A 25,819-nucleotide genomic window follows, 5' to 3' on the forward strand; every position below is an offset into this window, starting at 1 on the left:
CCGCACGGACAATCCCCTCCCCCGCCGCTGGAGCCGACGTCCCGCGGCACGGTGTACTCAGGTATCCACAGCCACGGACGACAACCTCCCGCCACCCGAATCTTTGCCAAACCCCGCCACGAGCTCGGGGTGCTCGTGCTCGCAGGTGTCGTCGATGCCGTAGGTGTTCCAGGCGGGGAACGGATCGACGGGTGACGGGCAGTCGGCCGGACGGCATGGACGGTCAGCCCTCGGGGCGCAACAGGCGGCGCTCGTACGCCTTGGCCAGCCGTTGGGGTACCAGGTACGGGACGCCGTCGATGGTGATCGGTACGAGCGCCGGCGTGGCCGCCTTCCACTGGGCGCGGCGGTGACGGGTGTTGCTGCGGGACATCTTCCGCTTGGGAACGGCCATGGGAATCCTCCTGCTCGGTGGGTCGCGGGTCGCGGGAGACGCTACATGAAAATGGATACCATTACTAACTGGACGGACTGGGCCGGCTGGACCGGCACCGTGGGCAGAGCCCGGTGAGTTCGACGGTGTGCTCGACCTCCGCGAAACCGGAGCTCTCGGCCACCCGCTCCGCCCAGCTCTCGACCGCCTCGGAGTCGACCGGGATGCTCAACCCGCAGGCGCGGCACAGCAGATAGTGCTGATGCTCGGGGAAGGGGCGGTGGCGGAAGAGGCGTTCGCCGCCCCGGTCGCGTACGACGTCGGCGCGGCCGGCTTCCACGAGGGCGGCCAGGGTGCGGTAGACGGTGTTGAGGCCCACACGCGCGCCGCGAACCTTCAGTATGTCGTGCAGGGCGCGGGCGCTGACGAAACCGCCGTGGTCGATCAACGCCCGTACGACACCGGCGCGTTGGGCGGTGCGGCGTCCGATGAGGTCCAGGTCGTCGGCCGGCCCGCCCATCACACCGCCACGAGGCCGACGCGGGCGCGGGGCCGGCGTACGACGACGACGGCTGCCGCGTAGACGGCCGTGGCGACGGCCATGATGGCGAAGCTGGGCGGCAGTCGGGGGACGTAGTAGCTCAGGGCGAGGCCCGCCCACATCTCCGCCACGGCCAGTCCCGCGGACAGGGCCAGGGCGTGATAAGGCCGGTCGGTGAGCCGCTGGGCCGCGCCCGCGGGGGCGGCGAGCAGGCCAAGCAGCAGCAGCGAGCCGACCGCCTGGGTGGCCTCGGCCGCGCAGGCGCCGACCAGGACCAGGAAGGCGAGGCCGAGCAGCCGTACCGGTACACGGCGGGCCGTCGCCACCGCCTCGTCGACAGAGGCGAAGAGCAGCGGGCGGGCGACCGCGAGCACGGCGAGGCAGATGACGCCCGCGACGACGGCCGCCACCTGCGCCTGCCCGGTGGAGAGGCCGAAGATCGATCCGAAGAGGACGTTGACACCGGCGGTGCCGTTCCCGGTGTTGCGGGACGTGGTGTAGAGGGTGAGGAAGAAGACCCCCAGGCCCAGGATCCAGGAGAAGAGGCTGCCTATGACGATGTCGTCGGCGCGGCCGCGGTGGCCCAGCGCGCCGAGCACCACGGCGAGCAGCACGGTCGCCGCGAACAGCCCCCACCGCAGGTCGTAGCCGAGCGCGAGGGCCGCGAGCGCCCCGGTGAACGCGACGTGGCTGAGCGCGTCGCCGGTGAACACCTGGGCGCGCAGCACCAGGAAGTACCCCACGAGCCCGGCCGCCAGCGCGATCGCGGTGCCGGCCAACAGGGCGTGCGTGAAGTACGGGTGCGTGAAGACGCTCATGCGACAGCACCCGCTCCCACTGTCCGGTGCCTGCCGACGGTCGTGGTGAGGGTGCGGCCCGTACGGGCCAGGACGTAGCCGGCGAAGGCGAAGGTCGTCACGTAGAAACCGATCGGGTACGGCGAGTAGTAGGCGGCGATCAGCCCGGTCCAGGTCACCGCGATCGCGATCACCACCGAGAGCACCAGGCTCAACGCGGGCCGTGCCGTGAGCTGTTGCGCGGCTGCCGCGGGCATCACCAGCAGGGCGAACACCAGCAGCGTGCCGGTGATCTGGCCGGCCTCGGCGGTCGCCGCTCCGAGCAGGACGAGGAAGACCACGGACAGAGCGCGTACCGGCACCCCGCGTCCGGCGGCGACGTCCTCGTCGACCGAGGCGAACAGCAGCGGTCGCCCGATGACCGCCAGCACGCCGAGCGCGAGGGCCGCCACGAGCGTCAGCACGGTCACCTGGACGGTGGTGATGCCCAGGAAGCTGCCGAACAGCAGGGAGTTGACCCCGCCGAGGAACCCTTTGTAGAGGGCGACGAAGAGGAATCCGCAGGCCAGCAGGAACGCCTGGACGGTGCCGGTCAGGGCCGACTCCTGGCCGCTGCCGCCCTGTCCGGCGCGCGGGATGGCGGCGATCACCAGGGCGCCGCCGACGCAGAACGCGAAGTAGCCGAAGCCCGCGCCGATGCCCAGCAGGGTCGCGCAGGCCGCCCCGGGAAAGCTGACCACGGCCAGCGTGTGTCCGGCGAAGCTCTGCCGGCGCAGCACCATGAACCAGCCCATCACGGCGGCCAGTACGGCCACGACGGTACCGGCCCGGAAGGCGTTGACCATGAACGGGAACGCCCAGATCTGCTGGAGGTCGGTCACCGGATTCCACGACCAACCGGCGCTCGCGTCAGCCCAGTTCACGGCCGCCTCCCTCAGCGTGCCGGTCGGTGTGGCGGGCGGGTGCCTCGGGCTGGCCGACGACCACCAGCCGCCCGTCACTGGTACGCAGCACCTCCACCGGCACGCCGTACAGCCGCGTGAGCGTCCCGGTGGTGATCACGTCCTGCGGTCGGCCGGCGACCGCACCGCCCTCCGCGATGTACACCACCCGGTCCAGCCACGGCAGGATCGGGTTGACGTCGTGCGCCACCATGACGACGCCGACGCCCGCCTCCCGGCAGATCCGCCCGATCAGCGCTGCGACCGCGCCCTGATGGGACAGGTCGAGACTGTCCAACGGCTCGTCCAGGAGCAGCAGTTCGGGATCGCGGACGAGCGCCTGGGCGATCAGCAGCCGCTGCTGCTCGCCACCGGAGCACTCACCGATCGGCCGGTGCGCGTACGCGCTCGCCCCGACCAGTTCGACGGCCTCGGCGACACGGTCCCGGGCCGCCCGCCGCCGGGCACTGAACCGAGCCGGCACCGGCAGTGGCACGCCCCAGCGGTCGCCGTCCAGGCCGAGCCGCACGATGTCGGTGCCACGGATGCGCAGGCTCGCGTCGAAGCTGCGCCGCTGCGGCAGATAGCCGATGCGGTGCCCCGCCCGGCCAGGCGCCTCGCCCAGGACACTGACCTCACCGGCGGCCGGAGGCAGAATGCCGAGCAGCATCTTGACCAGGGTCGACTTCCCGACCCCGTTGGGACCGAGGACGGCAACGAACTCACCGGCGCCGACCTCCAGATCGACCCCCGACCACAGGGTCCGGCCGCCGACGCGCACTTCCGCGCCGCGCAACGACACGACGGGAGAAGGCGGTTCGGCGCCGACCGGTTGCGCGGGGACGCGGTGCCGGGCCCTGCCGCCCGGCCGGGAGGTGGCCGGATTCACGGTACTCACCTGCCCGTCGCCTGCCCCAGGGCCTTCTCGATGCCCTGCAACTGCCGTACCTGCCACGCCTGGAAGGACGCCCCGGCCGGGGTGAGCGTCTCGGTCACGGTCGCGACCGGGATGCCCTCGGCCTTGGCCGCCTTGACCTGGGCCTGTACGTCCGGGGTGGCGTTCTGGCTGTTGTAGACGTACACCTTGATCAGCTTCTGGCTGATCTGCCGGTCGATCGTCTGCTTGTCCTTGGCCGTCGGGTCCGTGCCCTCACTGATGGCGTCCAGGAAGGACTCGGGCGTCAGCATCTTCAGGCCCAGCCCTTCGGCGAGCGGGGTCACGATGGACTCCGAGGCGCCGACGGGGGTGTTGGCGTACTTCGCCTTGATGTCGGCGATCAGCTTGTTGTACGGCGCGAGGGTCTTGGTCTCGAAGGCCGTCTTCCGGGCGTCGAAGTAGGCGGCGTCGGCCGGGTCGAGTTTCTTGTAGTCGGCGGTGATCTTCTCGATGACCTGGTGGACGTTGTCCGGCGAATACCAGCGGTGCGGGTTGCCGCCCGGCTTGATGCCGACCAGGTCACCGACCTTCAGATCGGTACGGCCGCTCTCGGGGTTGGCGGACAGCAGCTTGTCCGCCCAGGCGTCGTAGCCGATGCCGTTGACGATCGTGTACTGGGCGCCTGCCACGAGCCGGCCGTCCGCCGCGGTCGGCTCGTAGTCGTGCGGGTCGGCGTTCGGGTTGTCGATGATGCTCTTGACCTGTACGTGGGTGCCGCCGAGTTGGGTGGCGATGCTGCCCCAGAAGTTCTCTGCCGCCACGACCTTGATGGTCTTGCCGGCCGTCGTCGAACCGGCGTCGGCGGTGTCGGAGGACGAGGAGGTGGAGCAGCCGCTGGTGGCGGCCAGCGCCGCGACGGTGGCCAGACCGCCGGCGATCAGGCGGGGGAAGCGGGGTGCGGGGCGGGATATCGGGGTGCCGGCAGTACGCACGACGCGGTCTCCTTGACGGGCTGGGGGCCTCACACGCGGGCAGGGCCCTGTGGAGCGGGGTCACCTCCGACCGTAGATGGAAATGATTGTCACTACTAGAGAGTCGGCTATCTCTAATGAAAATCATTATGGAAGCTTGACCTGGGCGGTGAACGCCATGGGGCTGGGAGGGCGGGAAGGGCGGCGGCGATGCCAAAGTGCAGTGGCAACCGGCCCTGGTGACCACACCCGCTGCGGCTCACTACACTCCACCGATGAACAACATACGGTGCGCCCAATGCGGTGCGGTGGGGCTGGAGCCGGGCTTCGTCGAGGACTCCGGACAAGGCGCTCGCGGGTTCGCGCGGTGGATCGCGGGCCCCCTTCAGCGCGGCCCGCTCGGCAATGCCAAGAGGATGGGCCGACCGCACTGGCAGATCGACGCCTATCGCTGCCCCACCTGCGCGCACCTGGAACTGTTCGCCGCCCAGCCGGACTGACGAGGTGAGCCGGAGCGCCGAGGAGGTCCGGCCTCATCCCATCCGGCTCGTGAACTGGTTCATGTCGAAATAGTCGCGCCAGGCGTTGATCTTGCCGTCAGTGACCTCGAAGGTCCCCATGACCGGCAGTTCGAACGACTTGTCGGAGAGCTTGAAGACGTCCACCCGCTCGGTCATCACGACCGGCCCGTCGGCCGCGATGTTGATGACGCGGAACTCGATGTGCTCAATGCCCGGCGGGCCAGGTCGGATGAACGAGCTGATGGTGTCGGCGATGGCCGTCCGGCCGGTGATCGGCGCCAGCGGGATGTTGTGGTAGACGGCGTCATCGGTGAAGAACGCCGCCAGTTCGGCGGCCCCGGCGTTGTCCGACCACGCCGCGCAGAACCTGCGCACCACCTCGATCGGGCTCTCCATCGGGCTCTCCCTGTGGTTGATCCTGACAGTGCGCTGCGACAGGCCGCTAGACGGTGAGGATGAGCTTTTCGTGTGCGGTGCCCGCTTCGAGCAGGGCGTGTGCCCGCGCGGCGTCCCGCATCGGCAGCAACCGCTGGGCGCGCAGGCGGAGTTGCCCGGAAGCGAGTAGTGGCATGGTCTGTTCGACCGCGTCGGGGGCGCGGTCCGGGGTGGGGGCGGAGAGGGCGACGCCGAAGTCGGCCGCGTGCTCGTCGGCGAGGGTGATCACGCGCTCGGGGCCGCCCGCGAGTTCGACGGCGTCGCGGAGGCCGCCCTTGCCGCCGGCGTCGAGGACGGCGTCCACCTTGCCGACGTGCGCGCGCATCTGCGCAAGGAGCGCCGATCCGTAGCGGACCGGGATCGCGCCGAGGTCCTTGGCGAACTGCTCGTCGCCCGGGCCGGTGGCGCTGAAGACCGTGAGGCCCTGGGCTACGGCCAGTTGGGTGGCGATCACGCCGACCGAGCCTCCGCCGCCGAGGACGAGCAGGGTCTCGCCGGAGGTGACGCCGAGCTGACGCAGGACGCCGACGGCGGCTTCGGCCGAGGCGGGCAGCGCCGCCGCGTCGGCCCAGCTGACGGTGGCCGGTTTGACGGTCCAGGCCGAGGCGATGGCGTATTCGCCGTATCCGCCGAGCGTGGGCAGCTGGGCGGCGACCTCGTCACCCGGCGACACGCCGGTCACGCCCGGGCCGAGGGCGTCGACGGTGCCGGCGGCCTCGAAGCCGAGCACGGCGGGGTCGGGCAGCGGGAAGACCTCGCGAAGGTCGCCGCGCCGGATCTTCAGGTCGGTCGGGCCGACTCCCGCCGCGTGGACGCGCATCCTGATCTGACCGGGCCCGGGTGCGGGCAGAGCGACTTCCGACCATACGAGCGTCTCGGGCGATCCGTATCCCGTGAGCACTGTTGCGTACGGCATCGGTACCTCCTGCTCCTGGCGGTCCGCGCGAGATGATGGGGGAGCGGCACGCCTCGACGGTGGTGCTGGACAGAAAGCATAGGTGACATGTCACGCAATGCCAACGGCAGCGCGCCGGTGCCCGAGGGCGGGTGGCTCGACGGCGAACAGCAACGCGCCTGGCTGGCGTACATCCGGCTTCAGCTGCGGCTGACGTACGAGATGAATCGCCAGCTGCAGTCCGACAGCGATCTGTCCCTGCCGGACTACGACGTCCTGACGGCCCTCAGCGTCGCCGACGGGGACCCGATGCCGATCACGGTGCTGGCCGCACAGATCGGCTGGGAGCGCAGCCGGGTCTCACACCATGTGCGGCGGATGACCCAGCGGGAACTGGTGAGTTGCGGCCCGTCCGCGAACGACCGGCGCGTGACCGAGGTGAGCCTGACCCGACACGGCCGGCAGGTGCTCGAGGCCGCGGCTCTCGGACACGTGGAACTCGTGCGCCGCCTGTTCTTCGACGGCTTGCCGCGGGAGCTCGTCGGGCCGCTCAGCCAGGCGCTGGAGAGCGTCTACGCGAACACGATCGCGCGGGGGACGCTGCCACCGCCGGTGGACTGGCGCCCGCCCGGGGGCGAGTGACCGGCGGCCTCCGTCCCGACGGCGGCTACCGACTGCTGACCGAACTGCCGGCACCGGCCCGGGCGACATCGCCGGGAGCGACCCGGTGAGCCAGGTACGCGTACTGCTCGCCGACGACCGTGAGCAGCGCGGTTGCCCGTCACACAGACCGGTGGCGCAAAGGGCTCGGTTACGAGTGCGGTCCCTCACGCATCGCTCGCGCAGAAGGGGCTGATGGCCAGTAGCTTCTTCTACATGCGGCCAACCGACCGGCAGCCGGGCTTCGCGGGTGCGGGCGGGGTGCCGGTCCGGCCCGTCGGTTCACGGTGTGCCGGACGCCAGCCCGACCCGGTAGGCGAGGACGACTGCCTGGACCCGGTCGCGCAGGGCGAGCTTGGCCAGGATTCGCGAGACATAGGTCTTGACCGTCTCGGGGGTGATGTACAGCTGCGCCGCTATCTCCGCGTTCGACAGCCCCTCGGCCAGCTGCCGGAGCACCTCCAGTTCGCGGGGCGTCAGAGCGCGTACGACGTCCTCTCTGGCCGGCCGGGAGGACTCGGCCGGGCGCAGGTGCTCGGCGTAGTGGCCGATGAGGTGGCGGGTGACCACGGGCGCCAGCAGGGCCTCGCCCCGGGCGACGGTCCGGATGCCGTTCACCAGCTCCGCGGGCGGCGCGTCCTTGAGGAGGAACCCGCTGGCTCCGGCGCGCAGCGCGTCGTAGACATGGGCGTCGACGTTGAACGTGGTGACGACAAGCACCTTCGGCGGTTCTCCGGCGCCGGGACCGGCCAGTTGCCGGGTCGCCTGGATGCCGTCGAGGAGGGGCATCCGGATGTCCATCACGACCACGTCGGGCCGTAGCCGCCGCGCGGCTTCCACCGCCGCGTGCCCGTTCTCCGCCTCGCCGACGACCTCCATGTCGGGCTGGGCCGAGAAGATGGTGACGTAGCCGGTCCGCACCAGTTCCTGGTCGTCGCAGACGAGCACACGGATCGGTGGCGGCGCGTCACTCACGGGGTCACTCCTGAACGGGCTCGGGCTGCGGCTGCGGCTGGGACGGAATCGTGGCACGGACCTCGAACCCGCCCCCGGGCCGGGGTCCGGCCTCCAGTTCACCATCGAGCATCCGCACTCGGACACGCAGCCCGGCCAGCCCTCGTCCGCCCTCGGGGCCCGGCTCGCGGGTGGCCGGCACGGCCGCCGGGGTGGTGACGGGGACGCGTCCTGCTGTGGTCACCCCGATCTCGACGCGCTCCTCGCCGTGCCCGACCAGGACCCGTGTCGGCTGCCCGGTCGCGTACTTCATCGCGTTGGTGAGCGCTTCCTGTACGACCCGGTACGCGGCCAGCTCCACGTCCACGCTCCGGGGTCGCCGCTCGCCCCGCTCGCTGAACTCCACCGGCTGACCCGACCTGCGGGCCTGCTCGACGAGGTCTCCCAGCCGGCCGAGGGCGGGTCCCCGGTTGCCGTGCGAGGAGCCCTCATCGGCGCCGGTTCCGTCGGTCGCGGACTCGCCGGTCGCCTCCAACACCCCGAGCAGATACCGCAGTTCGGTCAGGGCCCGGCGGCCGGTGTCGCTGACGGAGGCCATTCCCGTAGTGGCCCGTTCCGGCGCGGACGTGATCAGGAACTGTGCCGCGTCCGCCTGCACCACCATCGCCGTCACATGGTGGGTGACCACGTCGTGCAGCTCCCGGGCGATCCGCGCCCGCTCGGCGGCCGTGGCCAACTCGGCGGCCAGCCGCCGCCGTTCCGCCTCTTCGCCGCGCCGCTTGCGCACACCACTCCCCACCAGCCGGACCGCGGCCAGCACCAGATAGAAGGCGAGATAGTCCGTCGGATCCTGCGGGGAACCGAGCCGGTGCAGGACGACGGCCAGCACCACGTACCCCGCACTCGCCACGCCCGCCAGACCCAGGCGGAAACGGACCTGGTGGGCTCCGGCCGAATACAGCGCCAGATACAGCCCCATGCTGCCGAACGTCGTCGCGAAGCCCAGCGCCTGGTGCACGGCGAACGCGGCGGCGACGACAACCAGACAGCCCGCGGGCCAGCGGCGGCGGGCCGCCAGCGGCAGGGTCTGGGCCAGGATCAGTCCGAGGCCCAGTGCGTTCGCCGGCCGCTCGGGAAGATCGCCGATCTGCGCCCCGATGGCCGACAGGGTCGGCACGAAGGCCAGCAGGGTGAGTACCAGGGCGAGGAGACCGTCTTTGAGGAAGGCGTCCTGCTCCTTCCACCGCTCCAGCGGTACCCGCAACCACGGTGTCCGCAAAAGGCCCTGACGGAACATCACTTGCCTCTTCCTCCGATCAGCCGGTGTCCCGTACGGCGGCCCGCCTCAGCGCCGGACGGGACGCCGGGACCGCAGACCGCCGCTCCGGCCGGCGAGGACGAACATCCGGACGGTGAGCAGCACACCGATGAGGACGGGCACGATCGACGCCTCCAGACCGAAGGTACCGCCGCTGAGCAGGGCGGAGCCGTGGGTGTCGACCGTGAACAGGCCCTTGGGAGTGTGTCCGGAGACGGGGATGCCGAGCAGTTGCTCGGCGGTGTTCCAGGCGAAGTGCAAGCCCGCGACGAACCAGATGTTACGCCGCCACAGGAACGCGACGCCGAGCATCACACCGGCCTCCAGGGCGATGGCGAGCGCGCTCCACACGCCGGCTCCCGGAGCACCCAGGTGGGCGACGCCGAAGAACAGCCCGGTGATCACGATGGCCGCCCGGCTGCCCCACCGCTGTTCCAGAGCCTGGAGGGCGAGACCGCGGAACATCAGCTCCTCGGTGACCGCGGCGCCGGCCTGCACCGTCGCCGCGGACCAGACGACGGGGAAGAAGCCGTTGCCCGCCCAGGAGAAGTCGTAGCCCCCGAACACCGTGATCAGGAGGGCGGAGACCAGGACGAAGCCCAGGCCGACCGCACCGCCGCGCAGCGCCTCCCGCCCGGCCCCCTGCCGGGCGATCTCCGGGGTGGAGCGTCCCGCGACCCGGCGCATCACCACCCGGTACACGGCGACCGCCGCGACCGCGCCCAGCACCGGCACCGGACCGGGGCCGGTCGCGGTCAGCCCCGAGACCAGGCCGACACCCACCAGGCCCGTCAGCATCCAGCCGAGCGGAGCGCGGACGATCCGGCCGAGCCGACCACCCCGGCCGCCACCGTCATCGTCCGTGCGGGACCCTGCGTCGTCGTGTGCGGCGGACGGCGTGCTCATCGTGACCTCCCTGCGGCGACGGCCACTCCGACGGCAGCCGACCTGACGACCACGCTAGAAATCCGCCGGAATCCGCGAATCACCCGCGCAGGGACGGTCCGGGTAGCTCTCACGGGGGATGCGCCGCGCCTGCCGGCCGGTTCGGTCGGCTTCGCCCTTCGCGGAACACGGAGTCGTGAGTCGTCACACGGCACTGACGGTGTGACGTCGTTCCCGCCTATCGCGGCCCCGACGGTCCGGCCGGTCGATTCGGCACAGCCTGGGCATTCCTGGCGGCGGCTGCGGCGACGGTCGCCAGGTCTTCGCCCGAGAAGCCGGCGCGGCTCAGCACCGCCAGGGATTTGTTCGTCGCCAGCGTGCACAACGCCAGCTCTGCCGCCTCCTGTTCACCGGCCCCCGCCGCCCGCAACGCCTGCTCCAGCATCGTCCGCAAACCGTCGATCATGGCGCGGACCATCGCCCGGCCCTCCGCGTCGAGCGCCGGGATCTGCGTTGCCGACACCGTGAGCAGGCAGCCGTCCGGGACCGTCGGGTCGGCGATGCGGTTCAGGGCGACCTGCAGGTAGGCGGCCACAACGGCGCCCGGGCTCGGGTGGGGGCCGGACAGTGCCTGCTCGTACAGCGGGTGGTAGGTCTGCGCGTACCGCTGGAGGCTTTTGCGGAAGAGGGCGCTCTTGTCGCCGAAGGTGCCGTAGAGCGAGCCCCGGCCCAGGCCCGTGCCCTCGGTCAGGCGATCGATCGAGGCCTCCGAATAACCCCAGCGCCAGAAGACGTGCATCGCACGTCGTAGCGCCTCGTCCACGTCGAACTGCTTGCGGCCTGCCATGGTCCGTCACTCTACACATCTTGTAACGATCGTTCAAAGAATCTTGTAACGATCGTTTAAAGATGGGTAGGGTCCCCGGCATGACCAACCTGCGTTCACTGCGACTGCCCGACGGATTCCTCGACGTCTTCACCAGCCGCCTCGTGGAGGTGAACGGACTGCGGCTGCACGCGGTCACCGGTGGGGACGGCCCGGCGCTGCTGCTGATCGGCGGGTGGCCCCAGACCTGGTACGCCTGGCGGGAGGTGATGCCCGCGCTCGCCCGCCGGCACACCGTCGTCGCCGTGGACTCGCGCGGGGCCGGGCTCTCCGACAAGCCCGACGACGGGTACGACGCCGGCACGCTCGCCGCCGATCTGGTCGCGTTGATGGCCGCGCTCGGGCACGACCGGTTCGACGTGGTCGGCCACGACATCGGCACGTGGACCGGCTACGCCCTCGCCGCCGATCACCCCGAGCGGGTGGGCCGGCTCGCCATCCTCGAAGCGGTGATCCCCGGTCTCACGCCGTCCCCGCCGTTCTTCGGCCCGGCCGCGGCCAACCTGAGGCTCTGGCAGTTCGGCTTCAACCGGCTCACCGACCTCAACGAGGAACTGGTCCGGGGGCGGGAGCGGCTCTTCTTCGGCTGGCAGTTCGCCACCAAGGCCGCCACGCCGACCGCGATCCCCGCGTACGCCGTCGACGTCTACGTCGACGCGATCACCGCGGATCCTCGCGCGCTGCGGGCGAGCTTCGCCTACTACCGGGCGCTGGACGAGACGATCGCGCAGAACGAGCAGCGCAGCAAGACCCGGCTGACGCTGCCGGTGCTCGCCGTCGGCGGCGCGCTGTGGAGCGGCGCGAATGCCGCCCAGACGATGCGGCTGGCGGCCGACGACGTCACGGGGGTCGTCCTCGACGACTGCGGCCACTACCCGGCCGAGGAGCAGCCGGCGCGGTTCGTCGAGATCCTGGAGGACTTCCTCGCGGCCGACCGGTAGCAGACACACCACACGGCTGAACTCCGCGAACGACAGGCGGAGCTGCACAAACTCCGCTACGCCTTCGTCCCCCTGGCGAACGACTCGTCGCGTGCGGTGAGGAAGGCGTCATGGATACGGCGGGCGGTAATGCCCGTCCGCGTACGCGAGCACGGCCACGAACCCCGGCTCGGCGCCGTGCCGGTCCAGGCGTTCGCCGAACGCGGTGACCGCGTAGTTCGGCAGGTGCAGCAGCGGGGCGCGCGCCTCGGCGTACACGCCGAGGAGGTCGCCGCGGACGGTGTCGAGGGTGGTGAAGGTGCGCGGTTCGATGGCGGGCGCCGGCGAATTCTTGGAGCATGCGCGTGACTCGGGCGTAATACGAGCACGGTCACCGACGAGCCACTTGAGCACCCTGAGGCAGAAATCGTCTGTGGAGACCGGCTGTGGAGGTCGACGCATTGGCGACCCCGGGCATGCCGCCGAGAGCCATCGGCCGAGTTCCTCCATGGCAACGGCCGCGCTGCACCAGCAGGGTGGCCGCACCCCCGGCCGCCGGATGAGGCAGTCCTCCATCGGCTGCCTGCTTGGATCGGCGGCCTGTACGCACTGAAGAACACGACGGCTCTGATGTCGGCGACCGCCCAGGCTCCCGTCCGAACACGGCACAGACGATCTCGGGCCGGCGACGGCGGTGGCCGTGTCGCTATGCCGGGTCGACCGGGACTGTCGGGGTGGGTGCGCAGAGGCGGCGGGCGGCTTCGACGACGACGGCCCGGTGTTCGGCGAGCCGTTCCGGTCGGTAGGGGTCGGAGCCGTCGGCGGCGGTGAGGAGATCCCGTGGCGCGAGCACCCAGCTCTGGGTGAGCCCGGTGATGAGGACGAGCAGGTCGGTCGACGGCAGTTGCCCGGCGGTCGAGTCCGCGGTCATGCGGGCCATCTTCTCGCTGTACACGTCCGCCGCGTCGGGACCCAGCTCGGGCCGTTCCAGCTGGCGCCACAGATGCATGCGCAGCGCGGCGGGGTGGTGGGTCAGGTAGTCGAACATGCGGCCCGCGTAGCCCGGCAGGTCGTCCTCGGTGAGCGGCACCGCGTCGTTCAGTTCGCTGATGACCTTGTGCAGGGCGGCGGCGAACAGGAGCTCCTTGTTCGTGTAGTACACGTAGATGGACCGCTTGTTGGCGCCCGAGACCTCGGCGATGCGGTCGATGCGGGCACCGGCGAAGCCGGAGGCGCTGAACTCCTCGATCGCCGCCCGGAGGATCTTTGCGCGGGTTGCCGCGGAGTCGTAAGCCATGGCCCAAGCCTAAGGTAACCAACCAGTTATTGACAAACCTCGGACCGGGTGCCTAGATAGTAACTATCCAGTTATTTTCATTACTGGCCGTAGCGGAAGGCATGTCATGAGTACTCCCTCGCCCTCCTCGCCCGTGTTCGAGCGAGACCTGTTCATCAACAACACCTGGCGTCCCGGCTCCTCGGGCGAGCGCATTGCGGTCGTCGACCCGGCAACCGAGAAGGAGATCGGATCGGCTGCCGCGGCGGCCTTCGAGGACGTCGACGCGGCCGTCGCCGCGGCCCGTACCGCGTTCGACTCCGGCCCCTGGCCGCGACTGACCCTCCGCGAACGCGCCGAGATCCTCACCAAGTTCGCCGAGGAACTGGAGAAGGACGCCGACCCGGTCACCGAAGTACTCGTCGCCGAGACGGGCCTGACGATCGGCCAGAGCCGCGGCGGGGCGCTGACCATGCCCGGCCTGCTGCGCTACTACGCCTCCCTGGCGGACACGACGGAACTCACCGAACTGCGCACCGGCCTGTCCGGGGTCAGCGCCCGCATCGAGAAGCGGCCGGTGGGCGTCGTAGCGGCCATCGTCCCGTGGAACGCCCCGCTCGCGCTGGCGGCGTTCAAGCTGCCGCAAGCCCTGCTGGCCGGCTGCACCGTCATCATGAAGCCGTCCGAGGACACCCCCCTCAGCGCGGGCTACTTCGCCGACGCCGCGCTGCGGGCAGGACTGCCCGCCGGTGTGCTGAACATCGTCAACGCCCTGCCCGCGGGCGGCGATCACCTGGTGCGCCACCCGGGCGTCGACAAGATCACCTTCACCGGCAGCACCGTGGTCGGGCGTCGCATCGCCGCCGCAGCCGCCGACACCCTCAAGCAGCTCACCCTCGAACTCGGCGGCAAGTCACCGGCACTCGTACTCGACGACGCCGACCTCGACCGCATCGTCGAGACCCTCGTGCCGGGCGTCACCGGGAACAACGGCGAGAGCTGCACCAACCCCAGCAGGCTCATCGTGCCCGAGCACCGTCACGACGAGATCGTCTCCGCCCTCGCCGAGGCATTCGCCGAACTGACCGTCGGCGATCCCCGCGACCCGGCCACCGACGTGGGCGCGATGGTCACCCGCAAGCACTACGAGCGGGTCCTGGACTACATCGCCTCCGCGGAGAAGGAGGGCGGCACCTTCGCCGTCGGCGGCGGCCGGGCCCCCGGCCACGACGTCGGCTACTACGTCGCCCCCACGATCATCACCGGCGTCTCCCCGGACGCCAAGGTCGCCCAGGAGGAGATCTTCGGACCCGTCCTGACCGTCCTGACCTACCGGGACGAGGAGGAGGCCGTCCGCATCGCCAACGACACCGAGTTCGGCCTGTCCGGCGCCGTCTACAGCACCGACACCGAGCACGCCCTGCGCGTGGCCCAGCAGATCAACTCCGGCACCGTGAACCTGAACAACGGCATCACCGTCGACATCGGCGTGCCGTTCGGCGGCGTCAAGCAGTCCGGCTACGGCCGCGAACTCGGCCCCGAGGGACTGGACGCCTTCTTCAACACCCACGTCATCTTCCTCAACGGTGAACCCCTTCGCGTGATCAACGGATAACAGGAGCGCGGTCCGGTCCGAGCCCGATGGTTCGAACCAGACGTCTTCGTCCCGGACCGTCTTCGCCAGCAGGCGATCATGAGACCCCGCCAAAACGGACACGCCCCCAGCTCGAACTACCTCTGAGCTGGGGGCGATTGCGTGGGCCCTGTGGGACTCGAACCCACAACCAATGGATCAAAGGTCCTGGCCGGGTCGTACTACGTTGTTGCGGACCCTGACTCGGTGTCCGGAACCACCAGGTCGGGGCAGGTTCGTCATGAGGCCCGGTCCACGTCAGGACGGCTCCTGCCACACCGTCCGCTCACGCATCGCTCACGCAGAAGAGGTTGCTGACCAGGGAGTGCGCTCCTGGCCGTCTTACGCGAAGGCCCCAGACCCACCGCGGGAGAAAGGCCGAGGGCCGCACAGCGTGCGCCGCGCGGCCCTGGACGTGTGGTGCGTATCCGCCTTCCGCCACTGCTCCGTCGCATCGACGCGGGCAGGGCGGATCAGGTCAGGCCGGGTTGATGTTCTCGGCCTGGGGGCCCTTCTGTCCCTGGGTGACGTCGAATGTCACGGCCTGGCCTTCCTGGAGTTCGCGGAAGCCCGAGGAGTTGATCGCGGAGTAGTGCGCGAAGACGTCCGGGCCGCCGCCGTCCTGGGCGATGAAACCGAAGCCCTTCTCCGCGTTGAACCACTTCACAGTTCCCGTAGCCATGTCTCGTGCCTTCCAGTCGATGAACGCCTCCCACTCTCTGTGGAAGGCGGAGGTGATCGCCCTGGTCCCTGCGGCACAGCACAGCAAAAAGCCCACGCCAGGAGCGTGGGCCATGGGGGACTCCGAACCACGACAGCTGACGCAGACGCTACACGCCCACACTCCGCGTCACCAGAGAAAGCGATCACGCGGAGCACCGGGACCACGTGCAACAGGCCGGCCCGGGCCTGCGGGCACGCTTGGTTCAGGCCGTGGCCGGTGGAGGGGACGATCCGGCGCCGCGTTCGTGTTCGGCGTTGATGCGCTGGGCTTCTTCGAGCTGGTCTTCGAGGACGATGATGCGGCAGGCGGCCTCGATGGGGGTCCCGCGGTCGACGAGTTCCCTGGCGCGGGCGGCGATGCGCAGCTGGTAGCGGGAGTAGCGGCGGTGTCCGCCCTCGGAGCGGAGCGGGGTGATCAGTCGGGCTTCGCCGATGGCGCGGAGGAAGCCCTGGGTGGTGCCGAGGAGTTCGGCGGCCCGGCCCATCGTGTAGGCGGGGTAGTCCTCGTCGTCGATACGGCCGAACGAGTCGTCTGCTGTCATCTGCACCTCTCTGTGGAACGCGTCGAGGGGCCTTGGTGCCAATGGCACCAAGGCCCCGAAGGAACTGCTACACCATCCGCCGGCCCTGTTACTGCGCCGGCCTTCTGTTTCCGCGGCCCTGACCTGAATGCCGTCGGGGCTGCTGGGATCGCGGTTGCTTGACCGGAGACCACCTCACTATCGATGTCCTGCGGTACCCGGGTTCAAGATGTCGGCCCGGGCGATCCTGATGGCGCTCTGCTCCTCCGTTCTTCCCTCTGGGATCAACTGCTTACAAGTGGGTTACTGCGTACTACTGGTGATGCGAACTGCTCAGCGGCCTGTGACGGCACGTCCGCAGCCGACGCCTTCACCGAGGTGCTGCTCACTTATTTCACTGCTGGGTCCTGCTCACGGCGGCCCCTGACCACTGCGGGCCACCCGGTCCGGTCGTCAGTCCCGTCGCCGTCCTTCAACAACCCTGGCTTCGCAACTCCACCACCGCACCGCCTGCGAACTGCACCTGCGGATACTGCTCTGACCGGCAGTTCGTGTCTGCCAGGCCCTGCTGTCTCTCTGGGCTGCGAGAGAACCATAACCACGCCATCGACATGATGTCTACTCTGACAAACACAGATTTCCGCGCGTTCGACAGGGAGGTAGCCTCTCGACCGCTCTGCAGACGTCGGGGACAGTCCGCGGCACCCCGGCCCTCAAATGACGGCCCACCGTGGTGAACACGATGACCGCCGGCGTCACAGCCGTCCGTTCACACCAGAGGTTGCCGACGCGTGCGAGGCGGCGCGGGCCTTCCTCGGAGGTTTGCGGCAGCCGACCGCGGGCCCGGAAGCCGCGGTCACCGTGCCCCTGGTCGTGTCCGAGCTTGTCACCAACGCCCCGCGTCACGGCGGCGGCACCTGCACCCTGGAGCTGGCCGCATACCCCGACAGCATCGAGGTGACCGTCCACGACAACAGCTCACAGGCGCCGCGCACGCGCACCCCGACCTGAGCGGCCGCTGAAGCAGCAGGATGGCCGGCAAATACAATCTGCCCCATGTCGAAGCCTGACGAGCTGCTCGTTGACATCGCCACCGTGGTGGAGTCCGGGCAGAGCAACCAGATGTCCCTGACCGTGGTCACCGGTGGCGCTGTCATCACCGGTCGGCTGGCTCCCGAGGCCGTTTGGAGGCGGAGGGTGTCGGAGGTGCTGACGGATTCCGCCCGCCTGGGAGAGTTCTCCGCCGTCTTCGACACCCCCGCGAAGGAGGGCGGGGTTCCCACTCACCTGCACTTCCATGTCGCCCGGATCCTCCAGGGCCCGGTGGGAATCCCGGAGACAGGCGGAATGTACCGGGTCGCGATCGACGACGTCAGCGCCTGGACCGTGGGCGACTTCAGCTATTCCGACCACTGAGCAACCACGGCGACGGGGCCATTGGACGCAGTGTGGGCCCGGCCGGCTTCCGCCAGTCGGGCCCACTGCTGTTCAGGTGTCGACTCGTGCCTGTTGCGTCGGCCGGACAGGCATGTCAGACAGGCATGAGAGTGCCGAGCATCGCGGAAGCTCGCTGGAGCGGGCCGAGGATGCCTACGGGTCCGGCCTTGGGGGTGGTGCGGCAGGTGAAGCCGAGCTTGGTCATCGCCCGGCGGACTTCGTCGGCGCTGAAGTCACGGCGGTCCTGGCGGGTGATGACCTGGCCGACCTGCTTGACGGGGTAGTGGCGGCGTCCGATGATCACGGACTCGCCCATGACCTGTCCGACCAGGGTGAGGCGGATCAGCGGGAGAGTGTGAGGGCGCCCAGGGCGCCGTCCTGCCCGTCGACCACGGGCAGGGCACCGGACCGGCGGGAGCGCATCGCGTGCTCGGCTTCGGCCAACGTCATCACGGGTGGCGTGAACGGCCCGTGGTCGCCGAGGAGGTCGCGCAGGCGGACCCGGTCCGTGTAGGCGGAGCCGTCTCGTACGGCGGTGAGTTCGGTCCGGGTGACCAGGCCGGTGCACTGGCCGTCCTGGTCGCAGACGACCAGCCGGTCCGTGCGGGCGGCGGCCATGACGGACAGCGCCACCTCGACGCTCATGTCGTCCCAGACCTGCGGTCCGGCCGCGTCCACGGCCTCGGTCGGCGTCCTGTGTACAGGGCCGGCGTTCGCCGGGCGTGGCTGCGTCTGAACCAGCGTCAAAAGGTACCTCCTGCAGAGATGGGTCAGCTGCCTGATCACGAAGGTTCTAGGCCGCGGCGCCAAGGACGGACTGGCGTACGGGCGAGCGCCGGGCCCCCGAAGTCGGGCGGCGCCGGCCCCGGGAGGAGGAGGCACCGCGCTTGAGGCGTTCGACGACCGGTGCGGTGATGACGACCGGGATGCCGGAGGGGGCCTGGGCGCCGGTGATCCGGCTCAGGGCCTCGTCGCCCGAGCGGACCTGCGTGGTCTGCGGCCGGATCCCGGCATCCGCCATGAGGCGGACCATGCCGCGGCGCTGGCCGGGGGTGACGAGGGTGACGACGCTGCCGGACTCGCCGGCGCGGGCGGTGCGTCCGCCGCGGTGGAGGTAGTCCTTGTGGTCGGTCGGCGGGTCGACGTTGACGACCAGGTCGAGGTTGTCGACGTGGATGCCGCGCGCGGCCACATTGGTCGCCACCAGCACGCTGACGTGCCCCGTCTTGAACTGCGCCAGCGTGCGAGTGCGCTGCGGCTGCGACTTGCCGCCGTGCAGTGCGGCGGCCCGGACGCCGCTGTTGAGGAGGTCCTGGGTCAGCCGGTCGACGGCGTGCTTGGTGTCCAGGAACATGATCACCCGGCCCTCGCGGGCGGCGATCTCGATCGTGGCGGCGTGCTTGTCGGCGCCGTGGACGTGCAGGACGTGGTGCTCCATCGTCGTGACCGCACCCGCCGACGGATCGACCGAATGCACGACGGGGTCGGTCAGATAGCGGCGCACCAGCAGGTCGACGTTACGGTCCAAGGTGGCGGAGAACAGCATGCGCTGCCCTTCCGGACGCACCTGGTCGAGCAACGCGGTGACCTGCGGCATGAAGCCCATGTCGGCCATCTGGTCGGCCTCGTCCAGCACCGTGATGCCCACCTGGTTCAGACGGCAGTCGCCACGGTCGATGAGGTCCTTGAGCCGGCCAGGGGTCGCGACGACGACCTCGGCCCCGCCTCGCAGCGCGCCGGCCTGCTTGCCGATCGACATCCCGCCCACCACCGTGGCGAGCCGCAGCCTGACGGAACGGGCGTACGGCGTGAGCGCGTCGGTCACCTGCTGCGCCAGCTCACGCGTCGGTACGAGGATCAGCCCCAGAGGCTGGCGGGGCTCGGCACGCCGTCCGGCCGTGCGGGCGAGCAGGGCGAGGCCGAAGGCGAGGGTCTTGCCGGAACCGGTGCGCCCGCGGCCCAGGACGTCACGGCCCGCCAGAGTGTTCGGCAGCGTCGCACCCTGGATCGGGAACGGTGCGCTCACACCCTGCCTGCCGAGTTCGGCCAGCAGTTGCTCGGGCATGTCGAGATCGGCGAAGCCCTCGGCGGCAGGCAGCGCGGGGGTGATCGTCTCGGGAAGCGCGAACTCCCCCTGCACCGCGGCGGGTCGGCGGCCGTAGCCGCCGGAACGGGCAGGCCCGCCGGAACGGCGCGGTGCCGACGAGCCGAAGCGGCTTCCGCTCTTTCCGGCGTCGGGACTGCCGTTACGGGTCCGGGCGAAGCGGTCGTTCGTACGTGTGCGGTTCATGCGGAACCTTCCTCGATGCGGCACATATCGAGGAATTCCCACAGCGATGAGCAGCACGGAGAACTACAAGTATGAACCGATAGCAAAATAAAGCAGAGCTGGCCGACGGAAATCCACGCGGGCACAGGTGCCGAAATAGGTGATGTCATGGTGAAGCGTAATCCGGGCGTCGACTTCGGTGCAGCTTTTCAGGATGCGTCAGAACCCCTGAAGACGGGGCCGCACATGGTGAGACTGCGGATTCCCTCGCGCCGTCCCGTGGGTGAAACCGCTGCGGGAAACGCGTGTAGCTGGGGCCCGCACCCCGAAGGATGCGGGCCCCAGCTACAAAGTGCGCGTCAGCGTCAGGCCGGAACGATGTTCTCGGCCGTCGGGCCCTTCTGGCCCTGCGCGATGTCGAAGGTCACCTTCTGGCCTTCCTGCAGCTCGCGGAAGCCTTGGGCGGCGATGTTCGAGTAGTGGGCGAACACGTCGGCGCCGCCACCGTCCTGCTCGATGAAGCCGAAGCCCTTTTCCGCGTTGAACCACTTCACGGTACCAGCAGCCATGTCATATCTCCTTCGGGGCAGTACATCGGAATCCGCACTGCGCGGACACCGTGTCGCCGCAATGATTACCCCGCCCGGAAAACGACCGGAAATACAAAAGCGCTCTCCCCGGCAGGAGCCGAGTGGGAGCACTTGAAGTTTCGGCAACCAAAACTGCAACTGAGATCAACAGTAGCACGACGCCACGGCCTGTGAGCGTTGAATAACTCAGCTTACTCATTGCGGCAATAATTTTGCTCGCATGGCCGGCTGAACTCTTACCTCGCGGGAATAGATTTCGATGAACCGGAGTGCAACATTTCCGGAAGCCGTTGGTCATGGCCTGCCGCCGCACCGGCTCTCCGGTCGTTCACGCGTCACGTACGCACGGAGCCCAGGGCCGTGGTTCAGCGAGGGGTGTCGCCGCCTCGGCGGAGTTGGTCGGCGTGGCGGGTGATGCTGTCGATGCGGGCTGCGAGGTCGGAGTGGCCGGCCTTGAGGTGGGTGTGGGTGGCGGTGAGCGGGTCGATGAGGTTGGCGGTGTCGTTGTCGGCGAGGGCTTCGGTGAGACGGGCCAGGGGGGTGCGGGCCTGGGCGGGGAGATCAGTGAGGGCGGTGATCTGGCCGGCGAGCTGGCGCAGGTCGGCGGCGTTGGTGCGGGCCCAGGTGGTGAGGGTGCGGTCGGCGGCGCGGCGGTTGCGGGTGGCTTGTACGCGTTGTTCGCCGGTGGTGTCGGGGGCTCCTGGGCGTACGCGCAGGTAGCGCCGTTCTGCGGCCTGGCGGCTGGCGACGCCCAGGGGGTGGGCGAGGTCGGCCCAGCTGGAGCCTGCCGCGCGTGCTGCCTCGATGAGTCCGGGTTCCCACCCCGCGAGCTGTTCGCGTAGTTCGCGCAGCATGAGCAGGGCCGCCAGGGCTTCTTCGGAACTGGCCTGTCCGCCTTCGGCGGGTGGCGGAGTCTGGGTGTCCTGGGCGGTGCGGACAGCTTCGTTGATGGTGTTCAGCGCTGCCGCGGCGGCGAAGAACGAGGTGGGGTCACGGGGCTCGGGGGAGGTGTTCACGAAGATCCTCTCAGACGTCATCGTTTGGATGACTCTCTGCTTGTCATCGTTTGGATGACATGTTACAACGGTGTCAGACGAAGCGCATTGGCAGTTCCTGCCAGACCTGTGGAGGTGTTTTCGCGATGTTGATGCGCACGGACCCGTTCCGCGAACTCGACCGGATCGCCCAGCAGTTGACGGGCGTGACCGGCACCTGGTCCAGGCCCTCGGCGATGCCGATGGACGCCTACCGCGAGGGCGAGGAGTACGTGATCGCCCTCGACCTGCCGGGTGTGGCGAAGGACGCGATCGACATCGACGTCGAGCGGAACATGCTCACCGTCAAGGCCGAGCGCCGCCCGGTCGCGAAGGCCGACGACGTGCAGATGGAACTCTCCGAGCGGCCCCTGGGTGTCTTCTCCCGTCAGCTGGTGCTGGCCGACACCCTGGACACCGAACGGATCACGGCCGATTACGAAGCAGGGGTGCTGACCCTGCGGATCCCGATCGCCGAGCGCGCCAAGCCCCGCAAGATCACCATCGGCGGCCAGGCCGAGCGCCGGCAGATCAGCGGCTGAGGAGCCAGTCCCCTCGACCGCGCCGACGGCGGAGGACGGGCATCGATCTCCCCCTCAGGTCCCGTCCTCCGCGCTACCTCCCTCGCACAATGACGCAGAAGGGACAGGGGCGGGCATGCGCTGGGAATCATTCCTCGACCACGTGCGGGAACGCGGCGAGTACCCCACACCCCAGGAAGCAGAGCGGGCCGCACGTACCGTTCTCGCCCTGCTGGGCGCGCATCTGGTGGGCGAGGTCCGGGCCGAGCTGGCCGCCCGGCTCCCGGAAACCTTCGCCCTGGTTCTCCTCAATCCGCTGCGGGCCACTGAGCCGCTCCCGCCGGAGCGGTTCCTGAGGGCGGCCGCGGCGTGGATCGAGGGAGCCACCGAACAGACCGCCGCCTGGGACGTAGGCGCCGTACTGAGCGTGACCGCCGATGCGGCGGGCGAGGACCTCACCCGCCGCATCCTGCTCCAACTCCCCCCGGGCTACGGCCTCCTCTTCGGCCGCCCCGAGCACACCTGAGTCCCGAAAGGCGCGACCCGCCTACATCGCCGACAGGGCAGGCCGACCCTCATCCGGCCGGCCTGCCCTGTCGGCGACAAGCCCCTTGCACGAGAAAGGCGACCACTTCCCCATGCTTCCGCTGCGTGAACCGACCTCTGCCCGGCCCGGCATGACGTTTCACCAGATGCTGGAAAGAATCCGCTACGACCGTTCCGGGCCGCAGCTGGCGAGAACGGCCGCAGTGGCCAAGGAAACGAACGGAACGGGAAAGGGTTCCGGCGATGACCTCGCCGGAGCCCGGCCTTTCGTGTTGCCGGGCAGGGCAGGCCGCGGTTCTGCCGAAGGCCGTGTGAAGCCGGCCCGGGAATCCGGCCGCCGGCTTCCCCGGCCGACGGGTCGGGCGTCCGTCGCGCGGTGCGGCCTGGCGGCGTTGCGGTGCTCTTCGTCGATGCGCCGGGCTTCTTCGAGTTGGTCTTCGAGGATGACGATGCGGCAGACGGCCTCGACCGGCATCCGCTGGTCGACGAGTTCACGGGCCGGACGGCGATCTTCAGCCGGTAGCGGGAGCAGCGGCGGTGTCCGCCCTCCGAGCGCAGGAGCGTGATCGGGCGGGCAGCGCCGGGCCGCGCTCTGGGCGGAGACCGCCCGCGCCTACAGTCAGCAGGCCAGACTCGCCGACGGCTACCAGGCCCTGCGCATCGCCGAGAGCTGTGCGGCCCAGGACATCCGCCGCCCGGCCGTACGCGAACTGGTCGCCGACATGGCAGCCCGCGACCGCCGCCGGGCACTGCCCGAGCTGCACCACTTCAGCCGCCAACTGGGAGTGCCCGCGTGAGTGACCAGCCCGACAAGCCGTTCCTCCAGATCGTGGTCTGCGCTGCCGGGGTGGCCGCCGACGTCGGCAAGCTGATCACCGCAGCACACGAGCGGAACTGGGACATCGGCGTCGTCGCCACCCCGCAAGGACTCGGATTCCTCGACGTGGAGGTGGTTGAGGCGCAGACCGGTCTCCCTATCCGCTCAGCCTGGCGAACACCGGACCAACCGCGCCCGACTCGCCCCGCTGATGCGATCGCGGTAGCCCCCGCCACCTTCAACACCGTCAACAAATGGGCAGCCGGGATCTCCGACAACCTCGCCCTGGGCATCCTGTGCGAAGCACCCGCGATGGGTGTACCAGTGGCCGTGCTGCCGTACCTGAACTCCGCCCAGGCCGCCCATCCCGCGTACCGCCAGAGCCTGGAGCGGCTGCGCGAGATGGGCGTCCTGATCGGGTCGTACGAGCCCCATCGGCCGAAGGCCGGAGGCGGGTCGGATCGCTATCGCTGGGAAGAAGTGCTGGAGCTGCTCGCCCCGAGGCTCTCCGAGCGGTCGTGATCAGGACGACCCCAAAAAAACCAACAGCGCCCGAGCCAGCCGAAGCCGACCCGGACGCTGCACCGCAGGTCAGAAGGGATCTCCCCCTCCCCCGCGCCAGTAGGCCCTGTGGGACTCGAACCCACAACCAATGGATTAAAAGTCTGCGGATCCAATGGACCGGGCTTTCCCGCCCTCTGTCGCCCCGTGTCGGGTAGCGCCGGTATGTGCTGGTCACAGACCCTTATGAGGTCGCTCCGCTCCCATCCAAATGCCGCCCTGTGCCGGTAGGTGTCGCCTACTTCCGGGGCATTCGGTTGAGCACTGGCTGAGCAGAAAGGCCCCGCCACCTGCGGTGACGAGGCCTCATGCTGTCCACCAACAACGCTACTCCGCGGGCGCCTTCACGTCACCCCTGCGCGCCCTGGGCACCGTCGCCGCTGCCTTCTCCGTCAGCTCGTCCTCGTACTCCTCGAAGAGTTCCATGTAGGTGTCGCTGGTCAGCTGGATCGTGCCGTGCCGCAGCTTCACCTTGGCGTCGTGGATGTCGCCGCCGCCCGCCTTCACCAGAGCCGCCGCACCATGGCGGAGGTCCCGGAGGTTGATGGGCGGCAGGGCGGCCCCGTCCGCGATCCTGCGGAACGCCTTGGACACCACGTCGGGATGCAGCCATGCCCCGGCCTCGGTGGTGAACATCTTCCCGGTGTCCGCCCAGTCCGCCGTGTCCTTGCCCTGCTCCCGCTCGGCCGCGGCCTGCGCGTTCCACGCGTCCCGCTCGGCGCGCTGCCGCTCGCGGTGCTCCAGCAGGACCCGCACCGTCTCCGCGTCGACCTTCACGATGCCCACGGAGCCGTCGGTCTTCGGCGCCGTCTCGATCGGCGTCCACCCGTCGACCACGATCTCGGCAGACACGCGGATCTCCTTCCGGGCCGCACTGAAGTCGTCCCACCCCTGCCCGACTCCCTCACCGCGCCGCAGCCCGTGGTGCGCGATCAGGTGGAAGAACGCGTACAGGCGGTCGCCCTCGGCCTCGTCGAGGAACGCCCCGAGCTGGGCCGGCGTCCACACCATCACCGGGCCGGGCTTCACCCCGGTCTCCCGCCAGCGCTCCACCCGCTCGTCGGTCCACAGCAGCCCCTTCGGCCGGGCGGCAGCCGCGAGTTCGACATGCTGCGCGGCGTTGAAGGTGATGAGCTGCCCGGCGATGGCCTTGTTCAGCGCCATGCGGAGCGTGCGCCGGATGGCCTGCTTGGTGGCTGGGCCGGTGATGCGGCGGAAGGGCGGCATCTCGGCGAGCGTGGCCCGCTCGGCGGCCAGCTGGGCGCGCTCGGCGGCCTTGGGTGCCCCGGGCTTGCCGCGCGTACAGCGGGCGACCTGCTCGTGCCGTGCCTGGTTCTCGGCGCGGATGACGTCGTTGCGGTCGTCGATCGCGGCGAACATGTCCTCGACGTGGCCGACCCCGAGGCGGTCCAGGCGCAGGTGCCCGATGGCGGGCTTGAGGTGGACGCGGATGTGGCTTCCGTAGCCGCGGTTCGTGGTGGTCCTGGTGGCCTTGTTGGTCATGACGTGGTCGAGCCAGTCGCCGACGGTCGTCTTCCCGTCGAGCGGGACACCGACGCCGAGCTTGCGGGACACCTCGGTCGGCTCCGGGATGGGGCCGCGGGTCGTCTGGAGTTCGGCGAGGAGGTCGCCGACCCGGCGCAGCCCGTCCTCGTCGTCGCCGGGCAGGTCGAGGATGGCGCGGATGCGGTCGAGGTCCCTCGTCGCGTCCTTGGCGTCGGTATAGCCGGTGCGCTGGAAGCGGCGGCGGTGTCCCTCGGCGTTCTCGGGTAGTTCCTGGCTGACGCGGTGCTTGCCGTGCGACCGCTTCGACAACTGCGGGCAGGCCGCCCCGAGCCGCTTCCCGTCCGTACCGCGGCACTCACATCGCTTACTGATGCCGCCAGCGCGGCGAGATCCTGACATCCGCTATTCTCC

Annotated in this window: 28 protein-coding genes and 5 pseudogenes; 10 read left to right on the forward strand and 23 right to left on the reverse strand. The window is 69.9% G+C overall.

The window, feature by feature from the left end; translation table 11 throughout:
- Nucleotides 1-223: 223 nt before the first annotated feature.
- The 6 genes from rpmF to OH768_RS24700 form a co-directional block, all read right to left on the reverse strand.
- Nucleotides 224-394, reverse strand: coding sequence for a 50S ribosomal protein L32 (gene rpmF, locus OH768_RS24675; protein ID WP_406457002.1), 171 nt, complete (start codon nucleotides 392-394; stop codon nucleotides 224-226).
- A gap of 64 nt (nucleotides 395-458) precedes the next feature.
- On the reverse strand, nucleotides 459-893 hold the full coding sequence (locus tag OH768_RS24680) for a Fur family transcriptional regulator (RefSeq protein ID WP_406457004.1): 435 nt from the start codon (nucleotides 891-893) through the stop codon (nucleotides 459-461).
- The gene (locus OH768_RS24685; RefSeq protein WP_406457006.1) at nucleotides 893-1,732 is read right to left on the reverse strand and encodes a metal ABC transporter permease; all 840 of its coding nucleotides are present in this window, start codon (nucleotides 1,730-1,732) and stop codon (nucleotides 893-895) included. Before OH768_RS24685 ends, OH768_RS24680 begins: the two co-directional genes overlap by 1 nt.
- The gene (locus OH768_RS24690; RefSeq protein ID WP_406457008.1) at nucleotides 1,729-2,634 is read right to left on the reverse strand and encodes a metal ABC transporter permease; all 906 of its coding nucleotides are present in this window, start codon (nucleotides 2,632-2,634) and stop codon (nucleotides 1,729-1,731) included. The genes OH768_RS24685 and OH768_RS24690 overlap by 4 nt, the downstream gene beginning before the upstream one ends.
- A complete protein-coding gene (locus tag OH768_RS24695; RefSeq protein ID WP_406465425.1) occupies nucleotides 2,621-3,454 on the reverse strand; it encodes a metal ABC transporter ATP-binding protein in 834 nt (277 codons plus the stop codon). The genes OH768_RS24690 and OH768_RS24695 overlap by 14 nt, the downstream gene beginning before the upstream one ends.
- A gap of 92 nt (nucleotides 3,455-3,546) precedes the next feature.
- On the reverse strand, nucleotides 3,547-4,521 hold the full coding sequence (locus OH768_RS24700) for a metal ABC transporter solute-binding protein, Zn/Mn family (protein WP_406457010.1): 975 nt from the start codon (nucleotides 4,519-4,521) through the stop codon (nucleotides 3,547-3,549).
- Between the two features lie 287 nt (nucleotides 4,522-4,808).
- Between OH768_RS24700 and OH768_RS24705 the strand changes: the two genes are divergently transcribed.
- Nucleotides 4,809-5,000: a hypothetical protein gene (locus tag OH768_RS24705; protein WP_398854581.1), complete on the forward strand. Its 192-nt coding sequence runs from the start codon at nucleotides 4,809-4,811 to the stop codon at nucleotides 4,998-5,000.
- A 33-nt stretch (nucleotides 5,001-5,033) separates the two neighbouring features.
- Here OH768_RS24705 and OH768_RS24710 read toward each other — a convergent pair whose 3' ends face one another.
- Both OH768_RS24710 and OH768_RS24715 read right to left on the reverse strand, forming a co-directional pair.
- Nucleotides 5,034-5,417, reverse strand: a complete 384-nt coding sequence (locus tag OH768_RS24710) for a limonene-1,2-epoxide hydrolase family protein (RefSeq protein ID WP_406457012.1) — start codon at nucleotides 5,415-5,417, stop codon at nucleotides 5,034-5,036.
- Between the two features lie 46 nt (nucleotides 5,418-5,463).
- Complete coding sequence (locus OH768_RS24715) at nucleotides 5,464-6,372, reverse strand: alcohol dehydrogenase catalytic domain-containing protein (protein ID WP_406457014.1); 909 nt, start codon at nucleotides 6,370-6,372, stop codon at nucleotides 5,464-5,466.
- Nucleotides 6,373-6,459: 87 nt separating this feature from the next.
- Between OH768_RS24715 and OH768_RS24720 the strand changes: the two genes are divergently transcribed.
- Nucleotides 6,460-6,993 (forward strand): MarR family winged helix-turn-helix transcriptional regulator, encoded by a 534-nt coding sequence (locus OH768_RS24720; protein ID WP_406457016.1) that lies wholly within the window; start codon nucleotides 6,460-6,462, stop codon nucleotides 6,991-6,993.
- Nucleotides 6,994-7,293: 300 nt separating this feature from the next.
- Here OH768_RS24720 and OH768_RS24725 read toward each other — a convergent pair whose 3' ends face one another.
- The 4 genes from OH768_RS24725 to OH768_RS24740 all read right to left on the reverse strand — a co-directional run bounded on the left by OH768_RS24725 (nucleotide 7,294) and on the right by OH768_RS24740 (nucleotide 11,015).
- Entirely contained in the window at nucleotides 7,294-7,986 is a 693-nt protein-coding gene (locus tag OH768_RS24725) for a response regulator (protein ID WP_406457018.1), read from the reverse strand.
- Between the two features lie 4 nt (nucleotides 7,987-7,990).
- Nucleotides 7,991-9,262, reverse strand: coding sequence for a sensor histidine kinase (locus OH768_RS24730; protein WP_406465427.1), 1,272 nt, complete (start codon nucleotides 9,260-9,262; stop codon nucleotides 7,991-7,993).
- 48 nt (nucleotides 9,263-9,310) lie between these two features.
- Nucleotides 9,311-10,189, reverse strand: coding sequence for a CPBP family intramembrane glutamic endopeptidase (locus OH768_RS24735; protein ID WP_406457020.1), 879 nt, complete (start codon nucleotides 10,187-10,189; stop codon nucleotides 9,311-9,313).
- A gap of 217 nt (nucleotides 10,190-10,406) precedes the next feature.
- Entirely contained in the window at nucleotides 10,407-11,015 is a 609-nt protein-coding gene (locus tag OH768_RS24740; protein ID WP_406457022.1) for a TetR/AcrR family transcriptional regulator, read from the reverse strand.
- A gap of 80 nt (nucleotides 11,016-11,095) precedes the next feature.
- On the opposite strand from OH768_RS24740, the gene OH768_RS24745 reads away from it, so the two are divergent.
- Entirely contained in the window at nucleotides 11,096-11,995 is a 900-nt protein-coding gene (locus tag OH768_RS24745; RefSeq protein ID WP_406457024.1) for an alpha/beta fold hydrolase, read from the forward strand.
- 129 nt (nucleotides 11,996-12,124) lie between these two features.
- Here the strand turns inward: OH768_RS24745 and OH768_RS24750 are convergent.
- A pseudogene (locus tag OH768_RS24750) lies at nucleotides 12,125-12,355 on the reverse strand (hypothetical protein); the annotation flags it as partial.
- A gap of 325 nt (nucleotides 12,356-12,680) precedes the next feature.
- Nucleotides 12,681-13,271 carry a TetR family transcriptional regulator gene (locus tag OH768_RS24755; RefSeq protein ID WP_406457026.1) on the reverse strand — a complete coding sequence of 197 codons (591 nt, stop codon included), beginning with the start codon at nucleotides 13,269-13,271 and terminating at the stop codon, nucleotides 12,681-12,683.
- Between the two features lie 106 nt (nucleotides 13,272-13,377).
- Between OH768_RS24755 and OH768_RS24760 the strand changes: the two genes are divergently transcribed.
- Nucleotides 13,378-14,865 carry an aldehyde dehydrogenase gene (locus OH768_RS24760; protein ID WP_406457028.1) on the forward strand — a complete coding sequence of 496 codons (1,488 nt, stop codon included), beginning with the start codon at nucleotides 13,378-13,380 and terminating at the stop codon, nucleotides 14,863-14,865.
- A gap of 496 nt (nucleotides 14,866-15,361) precedes the next feature.
- On the opposite strand, the gene OH768_RS24765 is transcribed toward OH768_RS24760, so the two are convergent.
- Both OH768_RS24765 and OH768_RS24770 read right to left on the reverse strand, forming a co-directional pair.
- The gene (locus OH768_RS24765; RefSeq protein WP_019072426.1) at nucleotides 15,362-15,565 is read right to left on the reverse strand and encodes a cold-shock protein; all 204 of its coding nucleotides are present in this window, start codon (nucleotides 15,563-15,565) and stop codon (nucleotides 15,362-15,364) included.
- A gap of 244 nt (nucleotides 15,566-15,809) precedes the next feature.
- On the reverse strand, nucleotides 15,810-16,148 hold the full coding sequence (locus OH768_RS24770) for a MerR family transcriptional regulator (protein ID WP_406457030.1): 339 nt from the start codon (nucleotides 16,146-16,148) through the stop codon (nucleotides 15,810-15,812).
- Between the two features lie 721 nt (nucleotides 16,149-16,869).
- On the opposite strand from OH768_RS24770, the pseudogene OH768_RS24775 reads away from it, so the two are divergent.
- A pseudogene (locus OH768_RS24775) lies at nucleotides 16,870-17,132 on the forward strand (ATP-binding protein); the annotation flags it as partial.
- 51 nt (nucleotides 17,133-17,183) lie between these two features.
- Entirely contained in the window at nucleotides 17,184-17,543 is a 360-nt protein-coding gene (locus tag OH768_RS24780; protein WP_406457032.1) for a hypothetical protein, read from the forward strand.
- A 115-nt stretch (nucleotides 17,544-17,658) separates the two neighbouring features.
- Here the strand turns inward: OH768_RS24780 and OH768_RS24785 are convergent.
- From OH768_RS24785 to OH768_RS24805, 5 genes and pseudogenes are all read right to left on the reverse strand, one after another.
- Nucleotides 17,659-17,883, reverse strand: a pseudogene (locus tag OH768_RS24785) (SCO5918 family protein); the annotation flags it as partial.
- A 23-nt stretch (nucleotides 17,884-17,906) separates the two neighbouring features.
- Nucleotides 17,907-18,311: a CBS domain-containing protein gene (locus tag OH768_RS24790; protein WP_406457034.1), complete on the reverse strand. Its 405-nt coding sequence runs from the start codon at nucleotides 18,309-18,311 to the stop codon at nucleotides 17,907-17,909.
- Between the two features lie 46 nt (nucleotides 18,312-18,357).
- Nucleotides 18,358-19,854, reverse strand: coding sequence for a DEAD/DEAH box helicase (locus OH768_RS24795; protein ID WP_406457036.1), 1,497 nt, complete (start codon nucleotides 19,852-19,854; stop codon nucleotides 18,358-18,360).
- Between the two features lie 344 nt (nucleotides 19,855-20,198).
- A complete protein-coding gene (locus OH768_RS24800) occupies nucleotides 20,199-20,402 on the reverse strand; it encodes a cold-shock protein (RefSeq protein ID WP_055611897.1) in 204 nt (67 codons plus the stop codon).
- A gap of 386 nt (nucleotides 20,403-20,788) precedes the next feature.
- Entirely contained in the window at nucleotides 20,789-21,460 is a 672-nt protein-coding gene (locus OH768_RS24805; protein ID WP_406457038.1) for a type III effector protein, read from the reverse strand.
- A 104-nt stretch (nucleotides 21,461-21,564) separates the two neighbouring features.
- Here OH768_RS24805 and OH768_RS24810 point away from each other — a divergent pair, with 104 nt between their 5' ends.
- On the forward strand, nucleotides 21,565-21,999 hold the full coding sequence (locus tag OH768_RS24810; RefSeq protein ID WP_406457040.1) for an Hsp20/alpha crystallin family protein: 435 nt from the start codon (nucleotides 21,565-21,567) through the stop codon (nucleotides 21,997-21,999).
- A 115-nt stretch (nucleotides 22,000-22,114) separates the two neighbouring features.
- On the forward strand, nucleotides 22,115-22,504 hold the full coding sequence (locus OH768_RS24815; protein WP_406457042.1) for a DUF2267 domain-containing protein: 390 nt from the start codon (nucleotides 22,115-22,117) through the stop codon (nucleotides 22,502-22,504).
- A 405-nt stretch (nucleotides 22,505-22,909) separates the two neighbouring features.
- On the opposite strand, the pseudogene OH768_RS24820 reads toward OH768_RS24815, so the two are convergent.
- Nucleotides 22,910-23,106, reverse strand: a pseudogene (locus OH768_RS24820) (MerR family transcriptional regulator); the annotation flags it as partial.
- On the opposite strand from OH768_RS24820, the pseudogene OH768_RS24825 reads away from it, so the two are divergent.
- Both OH768_RS24825 and OH768_RS24830 read left to right on the forward strand, forming a co-directional pair.
- Nucleotides 23,100-23,321: pseudogene (locus OH768_RS24825) on the forward strand (transcriptional regulator); the annotation flags it as partial. The pseudogenes OH768_RS24820 and OH768_RS24825 sit on opposite strands and share 7 nt — an antisense overlap.
- A complete protein-coding gene (locus OH768_RS24830) occupies nucleotides 23,318-23,863 on the forward strand; it encodes a flavoprotein (protein ID WP_406457044.1) in 546 nt (181 codons plus the stop codon). The pseudogene OH768_RS24825 and the gene OH768_RS24830, both read left to right, overlap by 4 nt.
- Nucleotides 23,864-24,229: 366 nt before the next feature.
- Here the strand turns inward: OH768_RS24830 and OH768_RS24835 are convergent, their stop codons facing one another.
- Nucleotides 24,230-25,807, reverse strand: coding sequence for a tyrosine-type recombinase/integrase (locus tag OH768_RS24835; protein ID WP_406457046.1), 1,578 nt, complete (start codon nucleotides 25,805-25,807; stop codon nucleotides 24,230-24,232).
- Nucleotides 25,808-25,819 lie beyond the last annotated feature (12 nt).

The organism is Streptomyces sp. NBC_01622 (assembly GCF_045209635.1).
Taxonomy (GTDB): Bacteria; Actinomycetota; Actinomycetes; order Streptomycetales; family Streptomycetaceae; genus Streptomyces.